Genomic DNA, 19,492 nt, shown 5'->3' on the forward strand with positions numbered 1-19,492 from the left:
GTCCTGTTCGGGGAGCCAGATTTGGAGAGATACCCAAGTGGCTCAAGGGGACCCTCTGCTAAGGGGTTAGACTGCGTAAGTGGTGCGAGGGTTCGAATCCCTCTCTCTCCGTTCTCTTTTTTTCAAGGCCCGTTGGTCAAGTGGTTAAGACACCTCCCTTTCACGGAGGTAACAGGGGTTCGAGTCCCCTACGGGTCACCATATTATTTTTAACGACGCGGGGTGGAGCAGCCCGGTAGCTCGTCGGGCTCATAACCCGAAGGCCGCAGGTTCAAATCCTGCCCCCGCAACCAAATCGCCTTATTAAAAGGTGGATATCATCCACATGCCGTTGTAGCTCAACTGGTAGAGCAACTGACTTGTAATCAGTAGGTTGGGGGTTCAAGTCCTCTCGACGGCACCACTTTTTCTCATGATACAGTTTGGATTTTACCAGATTCAGTATCACAAACCACCGCATTAGGGTGGAAATAACCGATGTGCCGTTGTAGCTCAACTGGTAGAGCAACTGACTTGTAATCAGTAGGTTGGGGGTTCAAGTCCTCTCGACGGCACCACTTTTTCTCACGATGCAGCTTGGCTTTGCCAGAACAGCATCACAAACCACCGCATATGGGTGGATATATACGATGTGCCGTTGTAGCTCAACTGGTAGAGCAACTGACTTGTAATCAGTAGGTTGGGGGTTCAAGTCCTCTCGACGGCACCATCTTTTCTCGGGACGTAGCTCAGCTTGGTAGAGCACCTGGTTTGGGACCAGGGGGTCGCATGTTCAAATCGTGTCGTCCCGACCATTATTTAAATCAATGAATAACACATAAAACCGCTATCTTCAAAGTCTGATGGACTTATGAGGGCAGCGGTTTTTTTATGCTGCAATGGGGGAATATAAATGCAAGTTATCGGTTCATCGCCATAAACATCAATCGAACAAGGAGGGCTTTGCACTTGAAGCTGAATTTGAGGATAGCCGCACTGTTTGCAGTAATAATATGGAGCTCATTAACTCCTGCTTATGCTTTTGGACAGCCCGGCGCGTATCATTTTGGTTTTAAGAAAAGCGTTAACGGCCGTTTGCCTTCTATAGATGAGGAAGGCTTTAAAAATATCGTTACGAAGCACGGAGCGCTGTTTCTAGGGGATACGAGTCAGAAAGAGCTTTATTTAACGTTCGACAACGGCTATGAGAACGGCTTTACGCCAAAAATTCTCGATGTGTTAAAAGAGAAAAAAGTGCCTGCCGCATTTTTTGTAACGGGACATTATGTGAAGGATCAGCCGGAGCTGCTAAAACGAATGGTAACGGAAGGCCATATCGTGGGCAATCATTCTTGGAGTCACCCGGATATGTCCCAGCTTTCGGAGGGGAGCATCCGGACGGAGCTCGACAAGGTGAAGGAGCAGGTTGAGGTCATTACAGGCCAGAAGGAAATGAAATACTTGCGACCGCCGAGAGGCATTTTTAACGAACGAGTGCTCGCTGCGAGTAAACAATTCGGCTACATAAATGTGTTTTGGTCGCTTGCTTATAAGGACTGGGACGTAAATGCGCAAAGGGGCTCCCAATATGCATATAGCGAGGTAATTAAACAGCTGCATCCTGGCGCGATCATTTTGCTGCATTCCGTGTCTAAGGACAATACAGAGGCTCTTGGCAGAATCATTGACGAAGCACGCCGGCAGGGCTATGAATTTAAAAGTCTGGATCAGCTGAGCGTAACGGATAATAATTCTTAATGCACTAACCAACCTTACCCCTGAACGAGGGTTAAGGTTTTTTTGTTGAATGGGACATTCTGTCCCTCTAAAGCATCGTTCCAAGGGCAAGACTATGTGTATAATAACGAATGAATGCAAGACACTGAAATCGTCATAAATGAGCTGTAAACAAGGAGCTTTGGATATGAAAAATATGACATTGCTGCGTGAACCGAATCAGCGGAAATTATTATTTAGTGCCGGTCTTAGCTGGCTTTTCGACGCCATGGAGGTCGGGATGATTTCTTTCATTGTAACCGCCTTAGCGGCGGAATGGCGGTTGGGCGCCCAGCAGATCGGGCTGCTAATGGCTATAAATGCGATTGGCATGGCTGCCGGAGCGGCTGTTTCCGGTTTGCTCGCAGACCGGTACGGACGGCGGGCGATATTGATCTGGACGCTCCTTATTTTCTCTATAGCCAGCGGCTTGTCCGCTTTGGCGACTGGCTTTATCGTCCTAAGCGCACTGCGTTTCATTGCGGGGTTCGGTCTCGGCGGGGAGTTGCCTGTCGCTTCGACGCTTGTTTCGGAGTCGGTACCGGTTAAGGAGAGGGGGCGTGCCGTCGTGCTGCTTGAAAGCTTTTGGGCAGGCGGCTGGATCGTTGCTGCTTTAATCGCCTACTTCATCATTCCCAAATTTGGATGGAGGACAGCTTTTTTTATCGGGGTATTACCTGCCGTTTATGCTTTATATTTGAGACGCTCCATTCAGGATGCGCCTAGTTTCAAAGCGCAGAAAAATCGGAAGCTGACGTTTGGTCAGAGGATGACGTCCCTTTGGTCATCAAAGCACCGAAAAGCAACGGTCACGCTGTGGATTTTGTGGTTCACGGTCGTATTTTCTTATTATGGAATGTTCCTATGGCTGCCTTCCATTATGGTGCTAAAAGGCTATGATCTGGTGAAAAGCTTTCAGTATGTCCTAATCATGTCGCTCGCGCAGCTGCCTGGCTATTTTGCCGCGGCATACTTTATTGAAAAATACGGGCGTAAGTTCGTGCTCGTTACTTTTCTTCTAATGACTGCAGGAAGCGCTCTCTGGTTCGGCAATGCCGAAACGGAGGCGATGCTGATTTTGTCGGGAATTTGTCTCTCTTTCTTTAACCTTGGCGCATGGGGAGGAATGTACGCTTACACGCCGGAGCTGTATCCAATTGCGGTTCGCGGGACGGGCGTTGGCTTTGCCGCTTCGTTTGGACGTATCGGCGGAATAATCGGTCCTTACCTTGTGGGAATGCTGGTTGCACAAAAGATTGCGGTCATTTCTGTTTTTATGGTATTTTTTGTTACGATCGTCATCGGAGCTTTAGCCGTGCTGTTTTTCGGAATAGAAACAAAAGGAACGAACCCGGATAAAGACGCAGACCAGGAGCATAGCGCCATGTGATTTTGGTCATCATAATAGCTGAGTTCATAGAGAATAGGAGGGATTACAATGGCCAAACCGGATAATCGTGCAGATAACGATGAGCGCCTGCAATCACATATCGATCACACGATAGCTAAATTGCAGGCAACAGAGGATTATCTTGATGAGCATGCAAGTGAAATTTCTGCTGATGAGAAGCAAACACTTGAAGCTAAAAATGAACGACGCAAAGCGAGTATTGAGGGATTCGCAGAAGAAAAAAAAGACGAAGCGCAGCAATGACAGCTCAGTTCAACTGCGTTCCGTAAAAAACATTTTCTACCACGATCAGTGTAAAGTGTAATTAGAATGGTCCCGCCGAGCACGTTGCTGTGCAAGGCGGGTTTCTTTCGTTAAGCGCCGCTTACTTGTTTCGAAAAGAACGTTTTAAGCGCTTTATAGACCTCGCCTTTCTCCTTAATGACCGAGTACATAAATTTTTTATGGTTGATATGCTTATACGCCGACATCAGTGTGCTGCTCCGATTGTATTGGTTGACCTCGCCGTAGCCGAACATATTGCTTCTCTCCATGAGCTGGCCAATCAGCTTTACGCAGCGCTCGTTGTCCGAGGTGAGGTTATCGCCATCCGAGAAGTGGAACGGGTAAATGTTCCAATTGGAAGTCGGATAACGGCTGTCAATGACCTCGATTGCCTTCTGATAAGCTGAGGAGCAGATAGTGCCACCGCTTTCACCGCGGTTAAAAAATTCCTCCTCCGTGACCTCCTTGGCCTCGGTATGATGTGCGATAAACACAATCTCCACATGCTCATACTTCCTGCGCAGGAAACGGGTCATCCAAAAGAAGAAGCTGCGGGCACAATATTTTTCGAACGACCCCATGCTTCCCGACGTATCCATAAGCGCAAGGATGACGGCGTTGGATTGGGGCTTTACGATTTCGTTCCAGGTTTTATAACGAAGATCGTCAGGCGAAATGCCTCCGATACCGGATTTACCCGCGTTGGCGTTACGGCGCAGGTTTTCAATTAATGTGCGCTTCTTATCGATATTGGACATAATGCCTTTTTTGCGAATATCGTGAAAAACAATTTCCGTCGTTTGTAATTGATCCTTTTGCTTTTGCTCCAGATTAGGGAGCTCCAGCTCCTCGAACAGCATATCCTCCAATTGGTCGATGCTGATCTCGGTATCGACGACGTCCTCACCCGGCTGGTCGCCGGCATCTTGGCCTTTTCCCGGCCCCTTGGCGGCTTGCGGGTCGACGCCGAGCACATCGCCAACCTGTGAATCTCCATCGCCTTGTCCGACGTGCTGCTTCTTGTTGTAGTTGTATATAAAATGAGATTCGTCGAGACTTTTAATGGGAACCTTGATCGTGCGCCTCCCATCGGACAAAACGATGCTTTCGTCGGAAACCAGATCGGGAAGGTTTTGCTTTATTGCTTCTTGTACCTTCTCCTGATGTCGCGCTTGATCCTCATAGCCTTTGCGGTGGAGCGACCAATCCTCCCTTGACACAACAAACAGCGGCTCTGACTCCATTTCCCTCACCTCATTCCAATAAGTTAACGTTTCAGCATGCAAGAAACTTGAGCAACCTTCGTTTATTTCTTGTCTGTTACTCAATATATTCAAGAGAGGGGCGGTTATGTGAAGGAAAATTAGTCCTTTTCTATTAATCTATCTGATGGCTTGTACAGCTCTATTTGACATTATGTTAAATAAACGGCTTGTTTTTTAACCATTGTGTATAATGTAATTATTATCATGTGTTATATAATATTACATATAAAGGAGCCGATCTATCTCGTACCTGACATAAAAAATAGCATAAACAATGAGGAGGGATTACATGCATCTGTCCGAAGCTGCTAAACAGGCAGAAATCATTGTCGATCAAGTATCGATGCGTTTTGGCAAAAAAGGTCATGAGGTTACGGCGCTTCATCAAGTCAGCTTTCAAATCTATCGGAATGAATTTATTTCGCTCCTCGGCCCCTCCGGCTGCGGAAAGTCCACGCTGCTTCGGTTAATGGCCGATCTGCTTGAGCCAACCGAAGGCCAAATCACGATTCAAAATGAGCATCCTCGCGAAGTTCGCCTCCGCCGAAAGTTCGGTATCGTATTTCAAAATCCCACCCTGTTCGAATGGAGAACAGTTAAAGAAAATATTGAGCTTCCGCTCGAGGTGCTAGGGCAAAAAAAGTCCCAGTATCACGAGCTGACTGAGCAGCTTATCGAAATGGTAGGGCTGTCCTCCTTCAAAAAATATTATCCTTGGCAGCTAAGCGGCGGTATGCAGCAGCGTGTTGCCATTGCCCGCGCGCTTTCCTTAGACCCGCCTATTTTATTTATGGATGAACCATTCTCCGCTCTTGATGAATTTACGAAGGAGAAGCTGCAGCTGGAGCTGCTGGACATTAAGCGTAAAACGAATAAAACGATCGTATTCGTCACGCACAGCATTCCCGAGGCCGTATTTTTGTCAGATCGCATCATCGTGCTTTCGGCTCATCCTGGAAGAGTCCATTCCATTGTGGATATTACAAGGGAGGAGGGCGATGCTGTACATATTCGTGAAACGGAGCGCTTCAACGAAATGACGAGGAAGGTCAGGAATTGCTTTTACGAGGAGAGTGGCTTCCTTGATGGGCAAACGGTTTAGACGCTATGGCCAAGGCGGCGCAATTGCGTTATGGGCGGCAGGTGTGCTCTTGTTGTGGGAGGCTTCGGCATGGTTCATCGCTAACGTTGCGCAGACGATCAATCCGGCCTCTAAGCTGCCGTACTTGCACTTGGTAGCCGGCACATTGATCGACCATTTTCCGGCTTTGCTTGCGCAGGGTACAATTACGTTCGGCAATTCCATTACCGGTTTTGTCATAGGTTCTATGATCGGCTTCCTGCTGGCCATAGTAATGAGCCTATCTCGAACGGTAGAAAACATGCTTTCACCCTATATGGTTGCCTCGCAAATGATTCCGATTATTGGCCTTGCGCCAATCATTTACGGCATTATTCAAGATGCCGCAGTGTCCCGCATACTTATGGCAGGTTATGTCACTTTTTTTCCTGTTACCATAAATGCGCTGCGGGGTTTACATAGTGTAAAGTCCGAGCAGCTTGAGCTAATGCGCTCTTATGCTGCTTCCACGTGGACCTTGTATGTGAGGCTGAAGCTGAAAGCGGCGCTGCCGGGGCTCTTCGCCGGACTTAAGCTATCCGCTCCGCTTGCGATTACGGCTTCCATTATCGTAGAGCTTATGGGGGCTCCGGACGGTATCGGTGTTCTCATGGTTAGCTCTCTGTATTACGGTTCGTCGCAGGTGTATATGTTCTGGTCAACCGTTCTGATTAGTATGGCTATTGGCTTATGCTTGTATCTGATTATTTGCTCGCTGGAGAGGTGGATTACGCCTTGGCAGCCTGAGTTTCGTGCGAAGGGGAGTGAGGAGGAATGAAGGAAATGACTGCAGCCCGCTCAGTCGACAACGTCCCCTCCAAGCCTTCGAAACTCATAATAAACACAGGCCGCATGGGCAAACGTCCAGCCTTTCTGCTTCCGCTTGGATTTGGAGTGCTGTTTCTCGTCATTTGGCAGCTTGAAGGCTTTCATAAGCTATTCGCTTTGGAACAATATCAGCTGCCGATTCCTTCATCGATTGCGGCTTCCATTCGGGACAATATCGATGTTCTGTGGAGCTATTCGCTGTATACGGGAAGCGAAATGATTGGCGGTTGTCTAATCGGATCGCTGCTCGGCCTTCTTGCGGCAGTAGCAGCCTTATGGTTCCCCCGGATGGGCAGAGGCGGCATCACGATGATGGCATCCTTAAATGCGGTGCCCATCGTTGCTCTGGCGCCTGTAATGAACAATTGGTTCGGTGATGGCGTCGCCTCCAAGATGGCCATCGTATCTGTCATGACAATGGCAACGATGGCGGTTACTGCCTTCAAAGGGCTGCGTTCTATCGATCCGATGTCGATTGAGCTTATGCATTCGTATGCGGCGGGAAAGTTTCAGGTGTTCATGAAGCTCCGGCTTCGGACCGCGCTTCCGTATCTTTTTACCGCACTCAAAATCAATATGTCAACGAGCATTATCGGAGCGATTGTGGGGGAGTTTTTTATTTCGTCCCGCGGCCTCGGGTACCTGCTCTCCGACCAAATCAAGCTGGCAAACATGCCGCTGGCCTGGTCCTGCATCGTTATTGCGGCTGTGCTCGGCATTCTGTTGTATTACCTCGTTCAGCTCGCGGAACGGCTGGTTATCCCGTGGCATGTAGCGCAGCGAAAGCGGTAGACAGCTGTAGGCAAATAAGACAATTTGTTCGGCATTTAAGCTGGATCAGGGACTGTCAGAAGCTCTTAGATAGAGAATCGATAATGGAGAGGAATGGTCTGCATGACAAAGAAAAGCCGTATGCTGCAATCCGCTTTAACGATGATGCTAATGCTGGCGCTGCTCGTTGTATCTGCTTGCGGCAACGCGAATGAGCCTGCAGCTTCCACGGATGATCCGGCGGTGACCGGCAAGCCGGCTGCTGAACCGCTCAAGAAGGTAAAGATTCAACTGAAGTGGGTGCCGCAGGCGCAGTTTGCCGGCATTTTCGTCGCGAAGGAAAAAGGCTTCTACGAGGAAGAAGGGCTGGACGTCGAAATCATCCCGGGCGGGCCGGATGTCGTGATCGAGCAGCAGGTCGTAAACGGGGCTGCAGATATTGGGGTAACCAGCTTCGACAGCCTGCTTGTGAACCGTGACAACGGGCTGCCGCTCGTCTCGATTGCGCAAATACTGCAGAAGAGCTCTTATCGCTTCGTGGCGAGCAAGGAGTCCGGCATTGATGAGCCAGCGAAGATGAAGGGCAAGAAGGTCGGCATGTGGACGGGCAGCCAGCAATTCCAAGTGCTTGCGTTCATGGAGAAAAACGGGCTTGATCCGAAGAAGGACGTTGAGCTGGTGAAGCAGGGCTTTACGATGGACCAGTTCTTTAACAAGCAGCTGGACGTCGCCGTCTCTACGATTTACAACGAATACCATGTTGTGCTAGAGAGCGGCGTAAAGGAAGAGGACTTGTACGTTTATGACTTTGAAGATGCCGGCGTCGGAATGCTGGAGGATACGCTGGTCGTGAAGGAAGAGTGGCTGAAGAACAATCGCGACCTTGCCGTCAAAGCGATTAAAGCGACGATGAAGGGCTGGAATTATGCGATAAAGAATCAAGCCGAAGCGGTTGATATTGTGATGGGCGCCGTAACGGAGGGAAGCACGACGAAGGAGCATCAGACGACGATGCTGATGGAAATGGCAAAGCTTGTTAAGCCGGAGGGCTTTACGGAGGCGCAGGTAGGATCGTTTGTGGATGAAGCGGTGCAGCGGACAGTCGGAATAGCGCTCAAATATGAGCTCATTAGGAAGGCTCCCGACCTGGCAGCCGCAATCGACAAAACAATTTTGGAAGATGCGGCGAAGTAGCCGCATAAGCTAGTCTGTAAGGATCGCGGATGGTCTCATCCGCGGTCCATTCTACTATAGAAGCGGCAGCCGCGAAGGAGTGAATGCAGTCTATGGGCGGAAAAGAGACAGCAATGGATACGGAAGCGAAGGAAGCGCTGCTAGAGAAGGACCGCAAATATTTGTGGCATCATATTTCTCCCCATAACGAAAATCCGATGGTTATCGTATCTGGGGAAGGAAGCTGGATTACCGATATTGACGGCAACCGCTATTTGGACGGCATGTCCGGGCTATGGTGCGTCAACGTTGGCCACGGACGAGCGGAAATTGCCGAAGCGGCTGCCGGGCAGATGATGAAGATCGCATATTCGACGCTGATTCAATCGCATGTTCCCGCCATTGAGCTTGCTGCCAAGCTGAGCGAATGGCTGGAGGGTGATTATCGGATATTTTTCTCCAACTCAGGTTCGGATGCGAACGAAGTCGCCTTCAAAATCGGCCGTCAATATCATCACCAGCGTAGAAAGCCATCCAAGCATAAGTTTATTTCGCGTCACCGCGCCTATCACGGCAACTCCATGGGCGCTCTTGGCGCCACGGGGCAGGCGCAGCGCAAGCTGAAATACGAGCCGCTTGGCGTCGGCTTCACACATGTTCCTCCTCCTTATTGCTATCGTTGTCCCTTCGGACAAACGAAGGGGGCCTGCAAGCTGCAATGCGCTCAAGCTTATGAGGATGCGATCGTTTGGGAAGGTCCGGATTCGGTGGCTGGCATTATTGTAGAGCCGGCCATTACGGGCGGGGGAATGATCGTGCCGCCGGACGATTATTTGGCGAAGCTGCGGACAATTTGCGACAAGCATGATGTGCTGCTTATTGTAGATGAGGTTATTTGCGGCTTCGGTCGCTCGGGCGAGAAGTTCGGGCATATGAACTTCGGCGTCCGTCCCGATATTGTAACGATGGCGAAAGGGCTCACGAGCGCATATTCTCCCTTATCGGCAACGGCTGTATCGGCTGATATGTACGAGAGCTTCAAAGAGAGCGGCCCAGACAGTCATTTCCGGCATGTAAACACCTTCGGCGGCAATCCTGTTTCCTGCGCGGTGGCGCTGAAAAACATTGAAATATTGGAGCGGGAAAATTTAGTCAGCCGCTCTGCATCGATCGGCAAAGAGCTGTCCAGCCGTTTGAAGCCGCTCAATGCGCATCCGCATGTCGGAGAAATCAGAATATTTGGCTCGGCGATCGGCATTGAGCTGGTGGAGGATAAACAGACGAAGGAGCCTGCTTCTGCTGCGAGAGTGGCGGCCATTATTGCAGGCTGCAAGGAAAAGGGACTCCTAATTGGCAAAAATGGCGATACAGTACCGGGCTTTATGAATATTTTGACGCTTAGTCCTCCTTTGTCGGCGACGGATGATGAAATCGTGTTTATTACAGATACGCTGCTTCAGGTTTTTGGGAGGGCTGAGAGAGGAGGCGAAATGGATGAAGGCATCGACGGAAGCAGGCATTAATTCCAAAAGGCTGCATGAACGCATTTTTGAGCTGGCGCAAATCGGGAAAATCGGAGATACGGGCGTCTGCCGCTTAGCGCTGTCGAAGGAAGACCGTGAAGGCGTCGAGCTTGTGCGGAGCTGGATGATTGAAGCCGGAATGGAGGCGCGTATCGATCCGTTCGGCAATTTAATCGGGGTACTAAAAGGAGCCGATCGGGCGGCGCCGGTATTAATGCTTGGTTCTCATGTCGATTCGCAGCCGTATGGCGGCAGATATGACGGCGTTATCGGCGTACTGGGGGCTATCGAAGCGGTTCAGACGATGGTCGAGAAGGGCTTTCGGCCGGCAAGGAACATTGAGGTAGTCGCTTTCTGCGATGAAGAGGGCTGCAGGTTTAACAAAGGGTTATTCGGCGTCAGAGGAATGACGGGAAGGCTTGAAGAATGCGAGCTGGATCGAACCGATAAGAACGGAACGACCCGAAGGGAAGCGCTGCTTGAATTTGGCTGCGATCCTGCTGGGTTTGCCGGCTATACCTTCCAGGAAGGACGGATCGGCGCTTTTCTGGAGCTGCATATCGAGCAAGGTCCGGTGCTGGAGGCGCTGGGCGAGCCGATCGGGATCGTTAGCGGCATATCCGGTCCGGTCTGGTGGACGGTTGAAATGACCGGCTTCGCAGGGCATGCGGGCTCCGTGCCGATGCCAATGCGTCAGGATGCGCTGGTCGGCTGCGCGAAGGTCATTGTAGGACTGAATGAATTGGCGCGTCAGGTGCCCGGCGTGCCAACAGTCGGGACGGTCGGCTCGCTGTCGGTATTTCCGGATTCCCGGAACATTATTCCCGAGAGGGTGAGCTTTACGGTCGACTTCCGGGATATCGATCTCACTCGCAGAAACGGTCTGGAGGAGCAGCTTCTTTCTCTTATTGACTCTGTTTGCTTGGAGCATGGCTTGACGTATACCATACGCGAGGATACGAAGAGCGATCCGCGCTATTGCGCGCCAGAGATAAGATCGCTTATGCAGGAGCAGGCAGCGGAGATGGGACTCGCGCCGCCCGAGCTGATGAGCGGCCCCTTTCACGATTCGTTAACGATGTCCTACGTGTGCGATTACGGTATGATTTTTGTCCGCTGCAAGGAAGGAATCAGCCACAATCCGAAAGAGTATTCGTCTCCGGAGGATATTGAGCTTGGAGCGGAGCTGCTCTACAGGACGGCAAGAAAAATGAGCGAATAGAAAGGGGGGATGACAGATGACCAAAGTAAAGATCGGATTGATTCAAGCGTCAAACGATTTGCATGGCGATGAGCCGGTTGATGCCCACAAGCGCTTGGCGATTGAGAAGCACATCGGACTTGTGCGCCAGGCGGCGGCCAAGGGAGCTCAGATCATTTCCTTGCAGGAAATATTTTATGGGCCGTACTTCTGCTCGGAGCAGCAGATGAAGTGGTACGCAGCGTCGGAGGAAATTCCGGACGGGCCGACAACGAGGCTGTTTCAAGAGCTGGCAAAGGAGCTTGGCGTTGTCATCATTCTGCCCATCTATGAGCGGGAGGGGATCGCCACCTATTATAATACGGCAGCTGTCATTGATGCGGACGGCGCGTATCTCGGGAAATACCGCAAGCATCATATTCCGCATGTAGCGGCTGGCGGCGGCTCCTGCGGCTTTTGGGAGAAGTATTATTTTAAACCGGGTAATTTGGGTTATCCCGTCTTCGATACAGCCTTTGCCAAGGTCGGCGTATACATTTGCTATGACCGGCACTTTCCGGAAGGCGCGCGTGCGCTTGGGTTAAACGGAGCGGAGATTGTGTTTAACCCTTCCGCAACGGTTGCCGGCACGTCGGAATATTTGTGGAAGCTGGAGCAGCCGGCGCATGCGGTGGCAAACGGTTATTATGTAGCGGCAATCAACCGGGTAGGCATAGAAGCCCCTTGGAATATGGGCGAGTTTTACGGTCAATCGTATTTGGTCGATCCTCGCGGGTCAATTGTTGCTATGGGCAGCAGAGACCAGGACGAGGTCATCATCGGCGAAATGGATAAGGAGCTTATTCGCGAGGTCAGAAACGTATGGCAGTTTTACCGTGACCGCAGGCCGGAAACGTATGACAATATCGTAAGTTTATGAGGAGGGGATTGACATGAGCATGACGGTCAATGCGGCGTTTATCCCCGTCGATTCGCTAAGGCGGAATTTTGCCGAGGTGAAGGCGGGGATGCGGCCGAAGGAAGCTGTGGAGGAATCGAACCGCTGTCTGTATTGCTATGATGCTCCTTGTATTAAGGCGTGCCCGACCGGCATCAACATCCCTTCTTTCATTAAAAAAATTGCTTCCGGCAATATGAAAGGGTCGGCGCGCGCCATTATGGATGCGAATCCGGTAGGCGCTTCCTGCTCACGGGTTTGCCCGACAGAAGAGCTTTGCGAGGGAGCATGTGTGCTGAATCATTCGTCTAAGCCGATAATGATCGGGGATCTGCAGCGCTATGCGACAGATTGGGCGATCAAGAACGAGCAAAACTTGTTCTCGGCCGGTCAAAGCAACGGCAAGTCTGCCGCGATTATAGGCGGCGGTCCGGCGGGACTGTCCGCGGCGCGCGAGCTTGCGAGATTCGGCTTCGCCGTCACGATATTCGAAGCGAAGGAGCAGGCGGGCGGCCTTGACACGTACGGCATTGTTTCGTTTCGCTTGCCGCAGAGCATATCGCTTTGGGAAGTCGAGCAGGTAAAGCAGCTGGGTGTCGATATTCGGACAAATACAAAGGTTGGCACCGATGTCAGTGTGGATGATTTGCTTGGGCAGTATGATGCGATTGTGCTGGCGGCCGGCATGTCCAAGGTGCCTGATCTCGGCATTGAGGGCGAACAGCTTACAGGCGTATACGATGCAATCGATTTTGTGGAAGCGACTAAAACGGAGCTTACGACTGATTTTATCGGCAAACGGGTAGCCGTCATCGGGGCCGGCAATACGGCGGTTGACGCCGCAACCTGTTCGGTGAGATTGGGAGCGGCAAACGTGAAGATGGTTTATCGCCGGACGAGCGAGGAAATGACCGCATATGATTTTGAATTCGAATTCGCAAAGCAGGACGGCGTGGAGTTTGTGTGGCTGAGCGCTCCAAGCCGGATTATCGGAGATGAAGGCGGAAACGTCAAGGCGCTCGAATGCATGAAGATGAAGCTGGAAGCAGCTGCTGATGGAGGCAGAAAAAGACCGGTTCCCGTAGAAGGCTCCGCATTTCTGCTGGAGGTTGACGCCGTCATTAAGGCGATTGGGCAGACGCGGCATTTGCCGCTAATCGAGCAGCTTGGTTTGGAGCATAAACGCGGTATCGTAAAGGTGGATACTAAAACGTATCAAACGTCCAATCCCCGCGTTTATGCGGCAGGCGACGTTGTTTTCGGCGGGGGCCAAGGCGAAGCGATGGTGGTAGCCGCAGCGCAGCAGGGCAAGCTGGCCGCATACTCGATTTACAATACGCTTATTGCAGGGAGGGAAGTTTATGGCTGATTTACGTATTCAGTTGGCAGGCATTTCTTCGCCCAATCCATTCTGGCTCGCTTCGGCGCCGCCAACGAATACCGGGTATCAGGTGCAGCGCGCTTTCGAAGCGGGCTGGGGCGGAGCCGTATGGAAGACGCTTGGCGATCCGATCATCAATACCTCGTCCCGTTTTGCCGCGGTTCATTTCAATGGCCAGCGCGTAGCGGGCTTCAATAACATAGAGCTGATTACGGACCGGCCGCTCGAGGTCAATCTGAAGGAAATCTATGAAACGAAAAAAAGGTTTCCGGATCATGCGCTCGTCGTATCGTTGATGGTGGAGCCAAAGCGCGATAAATGGCATGAAATTGTAAAAAGAGTCGAGGATGTCGGCGTTGACGGACTGGAGCTGAACTTCGGCTGTCCGCACGGCATGGCTGAACGGGGAATGGGCGCCGCTTCCGGACAGCAGCCGGATCTGGTTGAAATGCAGACGATGTGGGTCAAAGAGGCCGCAAAAACTCCGGTTATCGTCAAGCTTACGCCGAATATTACCGACATTACGGCTACGGCCAAAGCGGCCGTTCGAGGGGGAGCAGATGCGATATCGCTGATCAACACGATAAACTCGCTTGCCGGTGTAGATATCGACACGTGGAATACGATTCCGCATGTTGGCGGCAAAGGGGCGCATGGCGGCTATTGCGGTCCTGCGGTTAAGCCGATCGCGCTTAACATGGTTGCGGAATGCGCCCGCAATCCATTAGTCGGCGTTCCCATCTCAGGCATCGGAGGCGTATCGAACTGGCGGGATGCGGTTGAATTTCTGCTGATGGGCTCGACAGGCGTACAGGTGTGCACGGCAGCGATGCATCACGGCTTCAGCATCGTAGAGGACATGATCGACGGCTTGAACAATTACTTGGATGATAAGGGTCTGAAATCCGTCAATGAACTGATCGGCAAATCAGTAGAGCGCTATTCGGATTGGGGAGATCTCGACCTGAATTATGCGGTAGTCGCGCGAATTGAGCAGGATAACTGCATCGTATGCAATAAATGCCATATTGCTTGCGAGGATACGTCGCACCAGTGCATCGAGCGGCATACGGACGATAACGGCACAGCATATCTCAAAGTTCGCGAGGAGGATTGCGTAGGCTGCAACCTCTGCTCGATCGTTTGTCCGGTGGAAGGCGCGATTTCGATGATCGAGGTTCCGTCGTCGGAGCTGCCGCTCAGCTGGAATCAGCGGCAAGCGGCGATTGGAGCGATAGGGAAAGGCAAGGAATCGGACGGTACCGATAAGAAGGAGGCGGTGTAGGATGACGGCCAAGCTAATTAAAAACGGTACGATCGTAACGGCAGCCGATACGTATGCAGCTGATGTGCTGATTAAAGAGGGCGTGATCGCCAAAATCGGCTTTGACTTAGAGGCGGAAGCGGATGAAGTGATCGATGCTTCAGGCAAATACGTGTTTCCCGGCGGCATTGATCCGCATACCCATCTCGAAATGCCGTTCGGCGGTACGGTTACGGCCGACGATTTCGCAACCGGCACAACGGCGGCGGCATTCGGAGGAACGACGACGATCGTCGATTTTTGCCTGACGACGAAGGGGAAGCCGCTCAGCGAGTCCATTGCGGCGTGGCATAACAAAGCGAATGGAAAAGCCGTTATCGATTACGGCTTTCATCTCATGATCGGTGAAATTAACGATGAGGTGCTGGCTGAGCTTCCGTCGATTGTCATGGAAGAGGGCATTACATCCTTGAAGGTATTCATGGCTTACAAAAACGTGTTTCAAGCCGATGATGGCACGCTATTCCGCACGATGCTTGCTGCCAAGGAGCTTGGGGCGATGGTGATGGTGCATGCCGAAAATGGCGACGTCATCGAATATCTCATTAAGAAGGCTTTGGATGAAGGTAACACCGAGCCGATCTATCATGCGCTGACGAGACCTTCGATTATTGAAGGGGAAGCGACAGGACGCGCGGCTAAGCTGGCTGCGCTTGCCGGGGCAAGGCTGTATGTTGTTCATGTAACGTGCGCAGAGGCTGTGCTGCAAATCGCAGAGGCGCGAATGCAAGGCGTGGATATTTGGGGCGAGACCTGCCCGCAATATTTGGTGCTGGATCAGTCGTATTTGGAGAAGCCGGATTTTGAAGGGGCCAAATACGTATGGTCGCCGCCGCTTCGCGAAACGTTCCATCAGGAGATGCTGTGGAATGCGCTGAGGAACGGTCAATTGCAGACGCTGGGCTCGGATCACTGCTCTTTTAATTTTATCGGGCAAAAGGATCTCGGGCTCGGCGATTTCAGCAAGATTCCGAATGGCGGACCCGTCATTGAGGACCGTTTCTCGCTCTTTTATTCGGAAGGCGTTAACAAGGGGCGCATAACGCTTAATCAATTCGTGGATATCGTATCGACGCGCAATGCGAAGCTGTTTGGTCTCTTCCCGCGGAAGGGGACGATTGCGGTTGGCAGCGATGCGGATATCGTAATCTTCGATCCGCTAGCGCAGCGTACGCTCTCAGCGGAAACACATCATATGAACGTGGACTACAATCCGTTTGAAGGCATGCAGGTGACCGGCTTGCCGGTGAGCGTGCTGTCGCGCGGCGAGTTTGTCATCCAAGACCGGCAATTTGTTGGTGCGCTTGGAGCGGGACGATACTTGAAGCGGGCGCCATATACTTCGGTAAGCGCAGCGGCGCCCGCATCGTTGGAAAAGGTCGAGCAATAGTGCCGAAGGAGGAGTAGGACATGTCCGCTTATGAGCAATTTGCAGAAGAGAAAAATAAAATTGATGCCTATATGAAGCAGCAATACGTCATTACGGGCGTCCGCGAAGGCTTAAGCGGCGATTGGCTGGAGCTAAAGCATCCCGGCGGCGATCAGGCCTCTCTGCTCGTAGAGACGGCGGATGCCCGGAAATATTTTGCCAATCTATTGATTAAACAGTCCCGTATTCCCTAAGCGATAGGGCCATGCACGTACTCATATGCGCGCAGCGCGAGCTCGATGGTTAACCTTTTGCCGGGCTCCATAAAATCATCTCCAAGCAGCGCAGCGAGCTTATCGAGCCTGTGATAGAGCGTCTGCCTTGCGATGAATAACGCCTTGGCCGTTTCCTGCTTAGAGCCGGACAGCTTCAAATACAAATTTAAAGTTTGCAGCAGATGGCCGTTCTTCTCCTGGTCGCTGGCGACGACGGGCCCGATATAGTCCTCCATTAAAGCAGGGAGGGCATCCGCCTTTTTAAGTGTGTAAATGATTTTGTGCAGATGCAAATCGCTATAGAACGGCGATGGCAGCGACCCGATATCCTTTTGAATCGAAATCGTTTCCTTGGCGGTCTCATAGCTTTCCTGCACATTCGTTAATTGCGTCATATAGCTGCCGATGCCAATATGCGACGAGAAGAAGGCCGGCTCCTGAAGCTGTTCCGTTTTTTGCAGGCGGTTAATTGCCCGCAGCAGACGTTCCTTGTATTTAACGGCGCCAAGCTGGTCAAGCACGATGAATACGATTTGGCCGTGCAGAAGCAGCGGCAGGAGCAGGAAGCCTTCTCCTTCAAAAATTGCGCGGGCAACCATGTTTTTCTGAATGAGCAGAGCGCCGTCTTCCTTGTCGGTCAACTGCTCCGCGTTATTGTCAAATTCAAAGAGGCAGACGGTTACGCCCGTCAGCTTGGCGCTCGGCTTAAGCGAGCGGAAGTAGTCGCGGATCTCATTAGCCGAATGTTTGCCGCTAAGCCAATCCACCGACCACAGATCCTCCTTATGACGGCGCCGCTCCTCCATGTACTTGGTCCGCATCATTTCCTGGGCAATGGCAGTTGCAGCGCGATCCAGTGCTAATATTTGAAATTCACTTAGTTCTTGCTTGCCTTGCAGCAGCAAATCGGCGAATAAATGATCGAGCGCCAGTATCGGACGATGAGCGATTAGGGGCTTCTGCTGCGGCTCGGCGAACATTTTGCCATAAATCCATTGCTCATAAAAGCTGTCGGCCTTGGCCTTTGGCACATGAGGGATGAAATGCGCCTCTGCCCCTAATGGAAAGAAAGCGACCTGAGCGCCGGTCGTTTGATGCAGAAGCCGCAGCAGAGACATCATTCCTTTGCCGGAGAGCAGCAGTTGATTGAGTGCGGTAGACAAGGTCTCCAGCTCAGATACCATGCGATGATGCTGATGAATGAAGTAGGCGTGAAGATCCTGGGTGATGTCGATATAGCGGACCTCTTCGTGGAAAAAAATGAGGGGGAAGTTCTCGCGCACGGCGAGTTCCTTCATTTTATCGAACGGCTGCTTGGCGTAGAGGCCAAGCTCAATGCATAGACCCGACGCGCCGCTGTCGATAAGCTGCTGCAGAAACGATAAGCTAAGCGCTTCGTCGTCATGCCACCCGATACCGGTGCACAGAATAAGCTCATGGCCGTTTAAGAGATGACCGACTTGGGTTACTTCCATGATATGAACCCATTTTACAGTGCGGTTCAGCGCTTCCTCGCTGGCGATGGCTTCCGCTTTATGAAACAGAGGACGCTTCAAAATTTCTTTTACCGTAAGCTGCAGCACCGTCTTTACCATAGGCAGTCACCGTCCATATCGGATTTGTAACGCTTTTTTTACGATTATACAAGATGTCCGATTCATTGTGTGGAATATTTGTATGATCGGGAGCTGATGGAAATGGTCATTGAACCAATTACATTGCAGGAAAAGCAATTAGGAGGCGGATTGTGATGGAGATAGGTGTTCCCAAAGAGCTGAAGAATCAAGAAAATCGTATCGCCATTACTCCGGGCGGCGCTCATGAGCTAATTCGTAACGGGCATCAGGTATTTGTAGAAAGCGGGGCGGGGATTGGCTCCGGAATAACAGATGCGGAGTTTCAAGCAGCCGGGGCTGTTATCGTACCCTATCCGGAGGATGCGTGGAGCAGGCAGCTTGTGCTAAAGGTGAAGGAACCTCTGAAAGAGGAATTCCGGTATTTTCACGAAAAGCTGTTATTGTTTACTTATCTGCATCTGGCTGCTGAGCCGGAGCTGACGGAGGCGCTCATCCGCAATAAGGTGACAGCAATTGCCTACGAAACGGTCCAGCTAGCTAGCGGCCAGCTGCCGCTATTGACGCCTATGAGCGATATTGCAGGACGCATGGCGGCGCAGATTGGAGCTCAATTTCTGGAGAAGACGCATGGCGGACAAGGAATATTGCTTGGCGGCGTTCCAGGTGTCAGAAAGGGCAAGGTTACGATTATAGGCGGGGGTGTTGTCGGAACTGGCGCCGCTCTGATTGCCGCCGGGTTAGGCGCAGACGTGACGATTATGGATACCGATGCCAATCGTCTTCGTTACTTAGACGAACGCTTTGCCGGTCGGGTCCATACGCTCGCATCATCATCGAATCAAGTGCATGATGCGGTAGCTGTATCCGACTTGGTTATCGGCGCGGTGCTTATTCCGGGAGCGCGAGCGCCAAAGCTGGTGCAGGAAGCTGCCGTGAGCGCCATGCGCAGCGGGTCGGTCATCGTGGATGTGGCTATCGATCAAGGCGGCATATTCGAGACCGTTGACCGAATTACGACGCATGCTTCACCTGTCTATGAGAAACACGGCGTGCTTCATTACGCGGTTGCTAATATGCCTGGAGCCGTGCCGCAAACCGCAACGGCAGCTTTAACGAATGCAACCTTGCCTTATGTGCTCTCGCTTGCAAATACTGGATTGATGGCGGCGCTGTTTAACAATGATGCTTTAAGCAAAGGGGTAAATACGATGGCGGGCTATGTCACATACGAGGCTGTCGCCAAAGCACATGGACTGGTCTACAAAAAGCTGAATGAATGCCTGCAGTCGATATCGGCATGATGAACAAGAAGGAATCT

The 19,492-nt window shown here is 51.6% G+C and carries 17 protein-coding genes and 7 tRNA genes; 22 read left to right on the top strand and 2 right to left on the bottom strand.

What is annotated here, in order from left to right; all coding sequences use genetic code 11:
• Window positions 1-23: 23 nt before the first annotated feature.
• From AC0YNZ_RS28900 to tlp, 10 genes are all read left to right on the top strand, one after another.
• Window positions 24-111: transfer RNA gene (locus tag AC0YNZ_RS28900), tRNA-Ser, on the top strand.
• Window positions 112-126: 15 nt separating this feature from the next.
• Window positions 127-201, top strand: a tRNA-Glu gene (locus AC0YNZ_RS28905).
• 15 nt (window positions 202-216) lie between these two features.
• Window positions 217-293, top strand: a tRNA-Met gene (locus tag AC0YNZ_RS28910).
• Window positions 294-327: 34 nt separating this feature from the next.
• Window positions 328-403: transfer RNA gene (locus AC0YNZ_RS28915), tRNA-Thr, on the top strand.
• A gap of 78 nt (window positions 404-481) precedes the next feature.
• A tRNA-Thr gene (locus AC0YNZ_RS28920) sits at window positions 482-557 on the top strand.
• 76 nt (window positions 558-633) lie between these two features.
• Window positions 634-709: transfer RNA gene (locus AC0YNZ_RS28925), tRNA-Thr, on the top strand.
• An 8-nt stretch (window positions 710-717) separates the two neighbouring features.
• Window positions 718-794 (top strand) — tRNA-Pro (locus AC0YNZ_RS28930).
• A 154-nt stretch (window positions 795-948) separates the two neighbouring features.
• Window positions 949-1,737, top strand: coding sequence for a delta-lactam-biosynthetic de-N-acetylase (gene pdaA, locus AC0YNZ_RS28935; RefSeq protein ID WP_475829854.1), 789 nt, complete (start codon window positions 949-951; stop codon window positions 1,735-1,737).
• A 166-nt stretch (window positions 1,738-1,903) separates the two neighbouring features.
• On the top strand, window positions 1,904-3,145 hold the full coding sequence (locus AC0YNZ_RS28940) for an MFS transporter (RefSeq protein WP_475829855.1): 1,242 nt from the start codon (window positions 1,904-1,906) through the stop codon (window positions 3,143-3,145).
• Window positions 3,146-3,193: 48 nt separating this feature from the next.
• Window positions 3,194-3,409, top strand: coding sequence for a small acid-soluble spore protein Tlp (gene tlp, locus AC0YNZ_RS28945; RefSeq protein ID WP_475829856.1), 216 nt, complete (start codon window positions 3,194-3,196; stop codon window positions 3,407-3,409).
• A 110-nt stretch (window positions 3,410-3,519) separates the two neighbouring features.
• Here the strand turns inward: tlp and yhbH are convergent, their stop codons facing one another.
• A complete protein-coding gene (yhbH, locus tag AC0YNZ_RS28950; RefSeq protein ID WP_475829857.1) occupies window positions 3,520-4,674 on the bottom strand; it encodes a sporulation protein YhbH in 1,155 nt (384 codons plus the stop codon).
• A gap of 310 nt (window positions 4,675-4,984) precedes the next feature.
• On the opposite strand from yhbH, the gene AC0YNZ_RS28955 reads away from it, so the two are divergent.
• From AC0YNZ_RS28955 to AC0YNZ_RS29005, 11 genes are all read left to right on the top strand, one after another.
• Window positions 4,985-5,797: an ABC transporter ATP-binding protein gene (locus AC0YNZ_RS28955; RefSeq protein WP_475829858.1), complete on the top strand. Its 813-nt coding sequence runs from the start codon at window positions 4,985-4,987 to the stop codon at window positions 5,795-5,797.
• The gene (locus tag AC0YNZ_RS28960) at window positions 5,781-6,593 is read left to right on the top strand and encodes an ABC transporter permease (protein ID WP_475829891.1); all 813 of its coding nucleotides are present in this window, start codon (window positions 5,781-5,783) and stop codon (window positions 6,591-6,593) included. The genes AC0YNZ_RS28955 and AC0YNZ_RS28960 overlap by 17 nt, the downstream gene beginning before the upstream one ends.
• Window positions 6,590-7,435 carry an ABC transporter permease gene (locus AC0YNZ_RS28965; RefSeq protein ID WP_475829859.1) on the top strand — a complete coding sequence of 282 codons (846 nt, stop codon included), beginning with the start codon at window positions 6,590-6,592 and terminating at the stop codon, window positions 7,433-7,435. The genes AC0YNZ_RS28960 and AC0YNZ_RS28965 overlap by 4 nt, the downstream gene beginning before the upstream one ends.
• A 102-nt stretch (window positions 7,436-7,537) precedes the next feature.
• Complete coding sequence (locus AC0YNZ_RS28970) at window positions 7,538-8,608, top strand: ABC transporter substrate-binding protein (protein WP_475829860.1); 1,071 nt, start codon at window positions 7,538-7,540, stop codon at window positions 8,606-8,608.
• Window positions 8,609-8,700: 92 nt separating this feature from the next.
• Complete coding sequence (locus tag AC0YNZ_RS28975) at window positions 8,701-10,110, top strand: aminotransferase (RefSeq protein ID WP_475829861.1); 1,410 nt, start codon at window positions 8,701-8,703, stop codon at window positions 10,108-10,110.
• Window positions 10,082-11,332, top strand: a complete 1,251-nt coding sequence (locus tag AC0YNZ_RS28980) for a M20 family metallo-hydrolase (RefSeq protein WP_475829862.1) — start codon at window positions 10,082-10,084, stop codon at window positions 11,330-11,332. Before AC0YNZ_RS28975 ends, AC0YNZ_RS28980 begins: the two co-directional genes overlap by 29 nt.
• Before the next feature lie 16 nt (window positions 11,333-11,348).
• Window positions 11,349-12,230 carry a nitrilase-related carbon-nitrogen hydrolase gene (locus AC0YNZ_RS28985; RefSeq protein WP_475829863.1) on the top strand — a complete coding sequence of 294 codons (882 nt, stop codon included), beginning with the start codon at window positions 11,349-11,351 and terminating at the stop codon, window positions 12,228-12,230.
• A gap of 19 nt (window positions 12,231-12,249) precedes the next feature.
• Complete coding sequence (locus AC0YNZ_RS28990; RefSeq protein WP_475829892.1) at window positions 12,250-13,617, top strand: NAD(P)-dependent oxidoreductase; 1,368 nt, start codon at window positions 12,250-12,252, stop codon at window positions 13,615-13,617.
• Window positions 13,610-14,914 carry an NAD-dependent dihydropyrimidine dehydrogenase subunit PreA gene (gene preA / locus AC0YNZ_RS28995; RefSeq protein ID WP_475829864.1) on the top strand — a complete coding sequence of 435 codons (1,305 nt, stop codon included), beginning with the start codon at window positions 13,610-13,612 and terminating at the stop codon, window positions 14,912-14,914. Before AC0YNZ_RS28990 ends, preA begins: the two co-directional genes overlap by 8 nt.
• A 1-nt stretch (window position 14,915) precedes the next feature.
• Window positions 14,916-16,343, top strand: a complete 1,428-nt coding sequence (hydA, locus tag AC0YNZ_RS29000; RefSeq protein ID WP_475829865.1) for a dihydropyrimidinase — start codon at window positions 14,916-14,918, stop codon at window positions 16,341-16,343.
• A gap of 20 nt (window positions 16,344-16,363) precedes the next feature.
• Window positions 16,364-16,576, top strand: a complete 213-nt coding sequence (locus AC0YNZ_RS29005; protein ID WP_110772471.1) for a hypothetical protein — start codon at window positions 16,364-16,366, stop codon at window positions 16,574-16,576.
• Here the strand turns inward: AC0YNZ_RS29005 and AC0YNZ_RS29010 are convergent.
• A complete protein-coding gene (locus AC0YNZ_RS29010) occupies window positions 16,573-18,192 on the bottom strand; it encodes a PucR family transcriptional regulator (RefSeq protein ID WP_475829866.1) in 1,620 nt (539 codons plus the stop codon). The two genes, AC0YNZ_RS29005 and AC0YNZ_RS29010, sit on opposite strands and share 4 nt — an antisense overlap.
• Window positions 18,193-18,347: 155 nt before the next feature.
• Here AC0YNZ_RS29010 and ald point away from each other — a divergent pair, with 155 nt between their 5' ends.
• The gene (ald, locus tag AC0YNZ_RS29015) at window positions 18,348-19,475 is read left to right on the top strand and encodes an alanine dehydrogenase (protein WP_475829893.1); all 1,128 of its coding nucleotides are present in this window, start codon (window positions 18,348-18,350) and stop codon (window positions 19,473-19,475) included.
• The last annotated feature ends 17 nt before the right edge of the window (window positions 19,476-19,492 follow it).

This window comes from Paenibacillus sp. J2L1-98 (assembly GCF_056269405.1).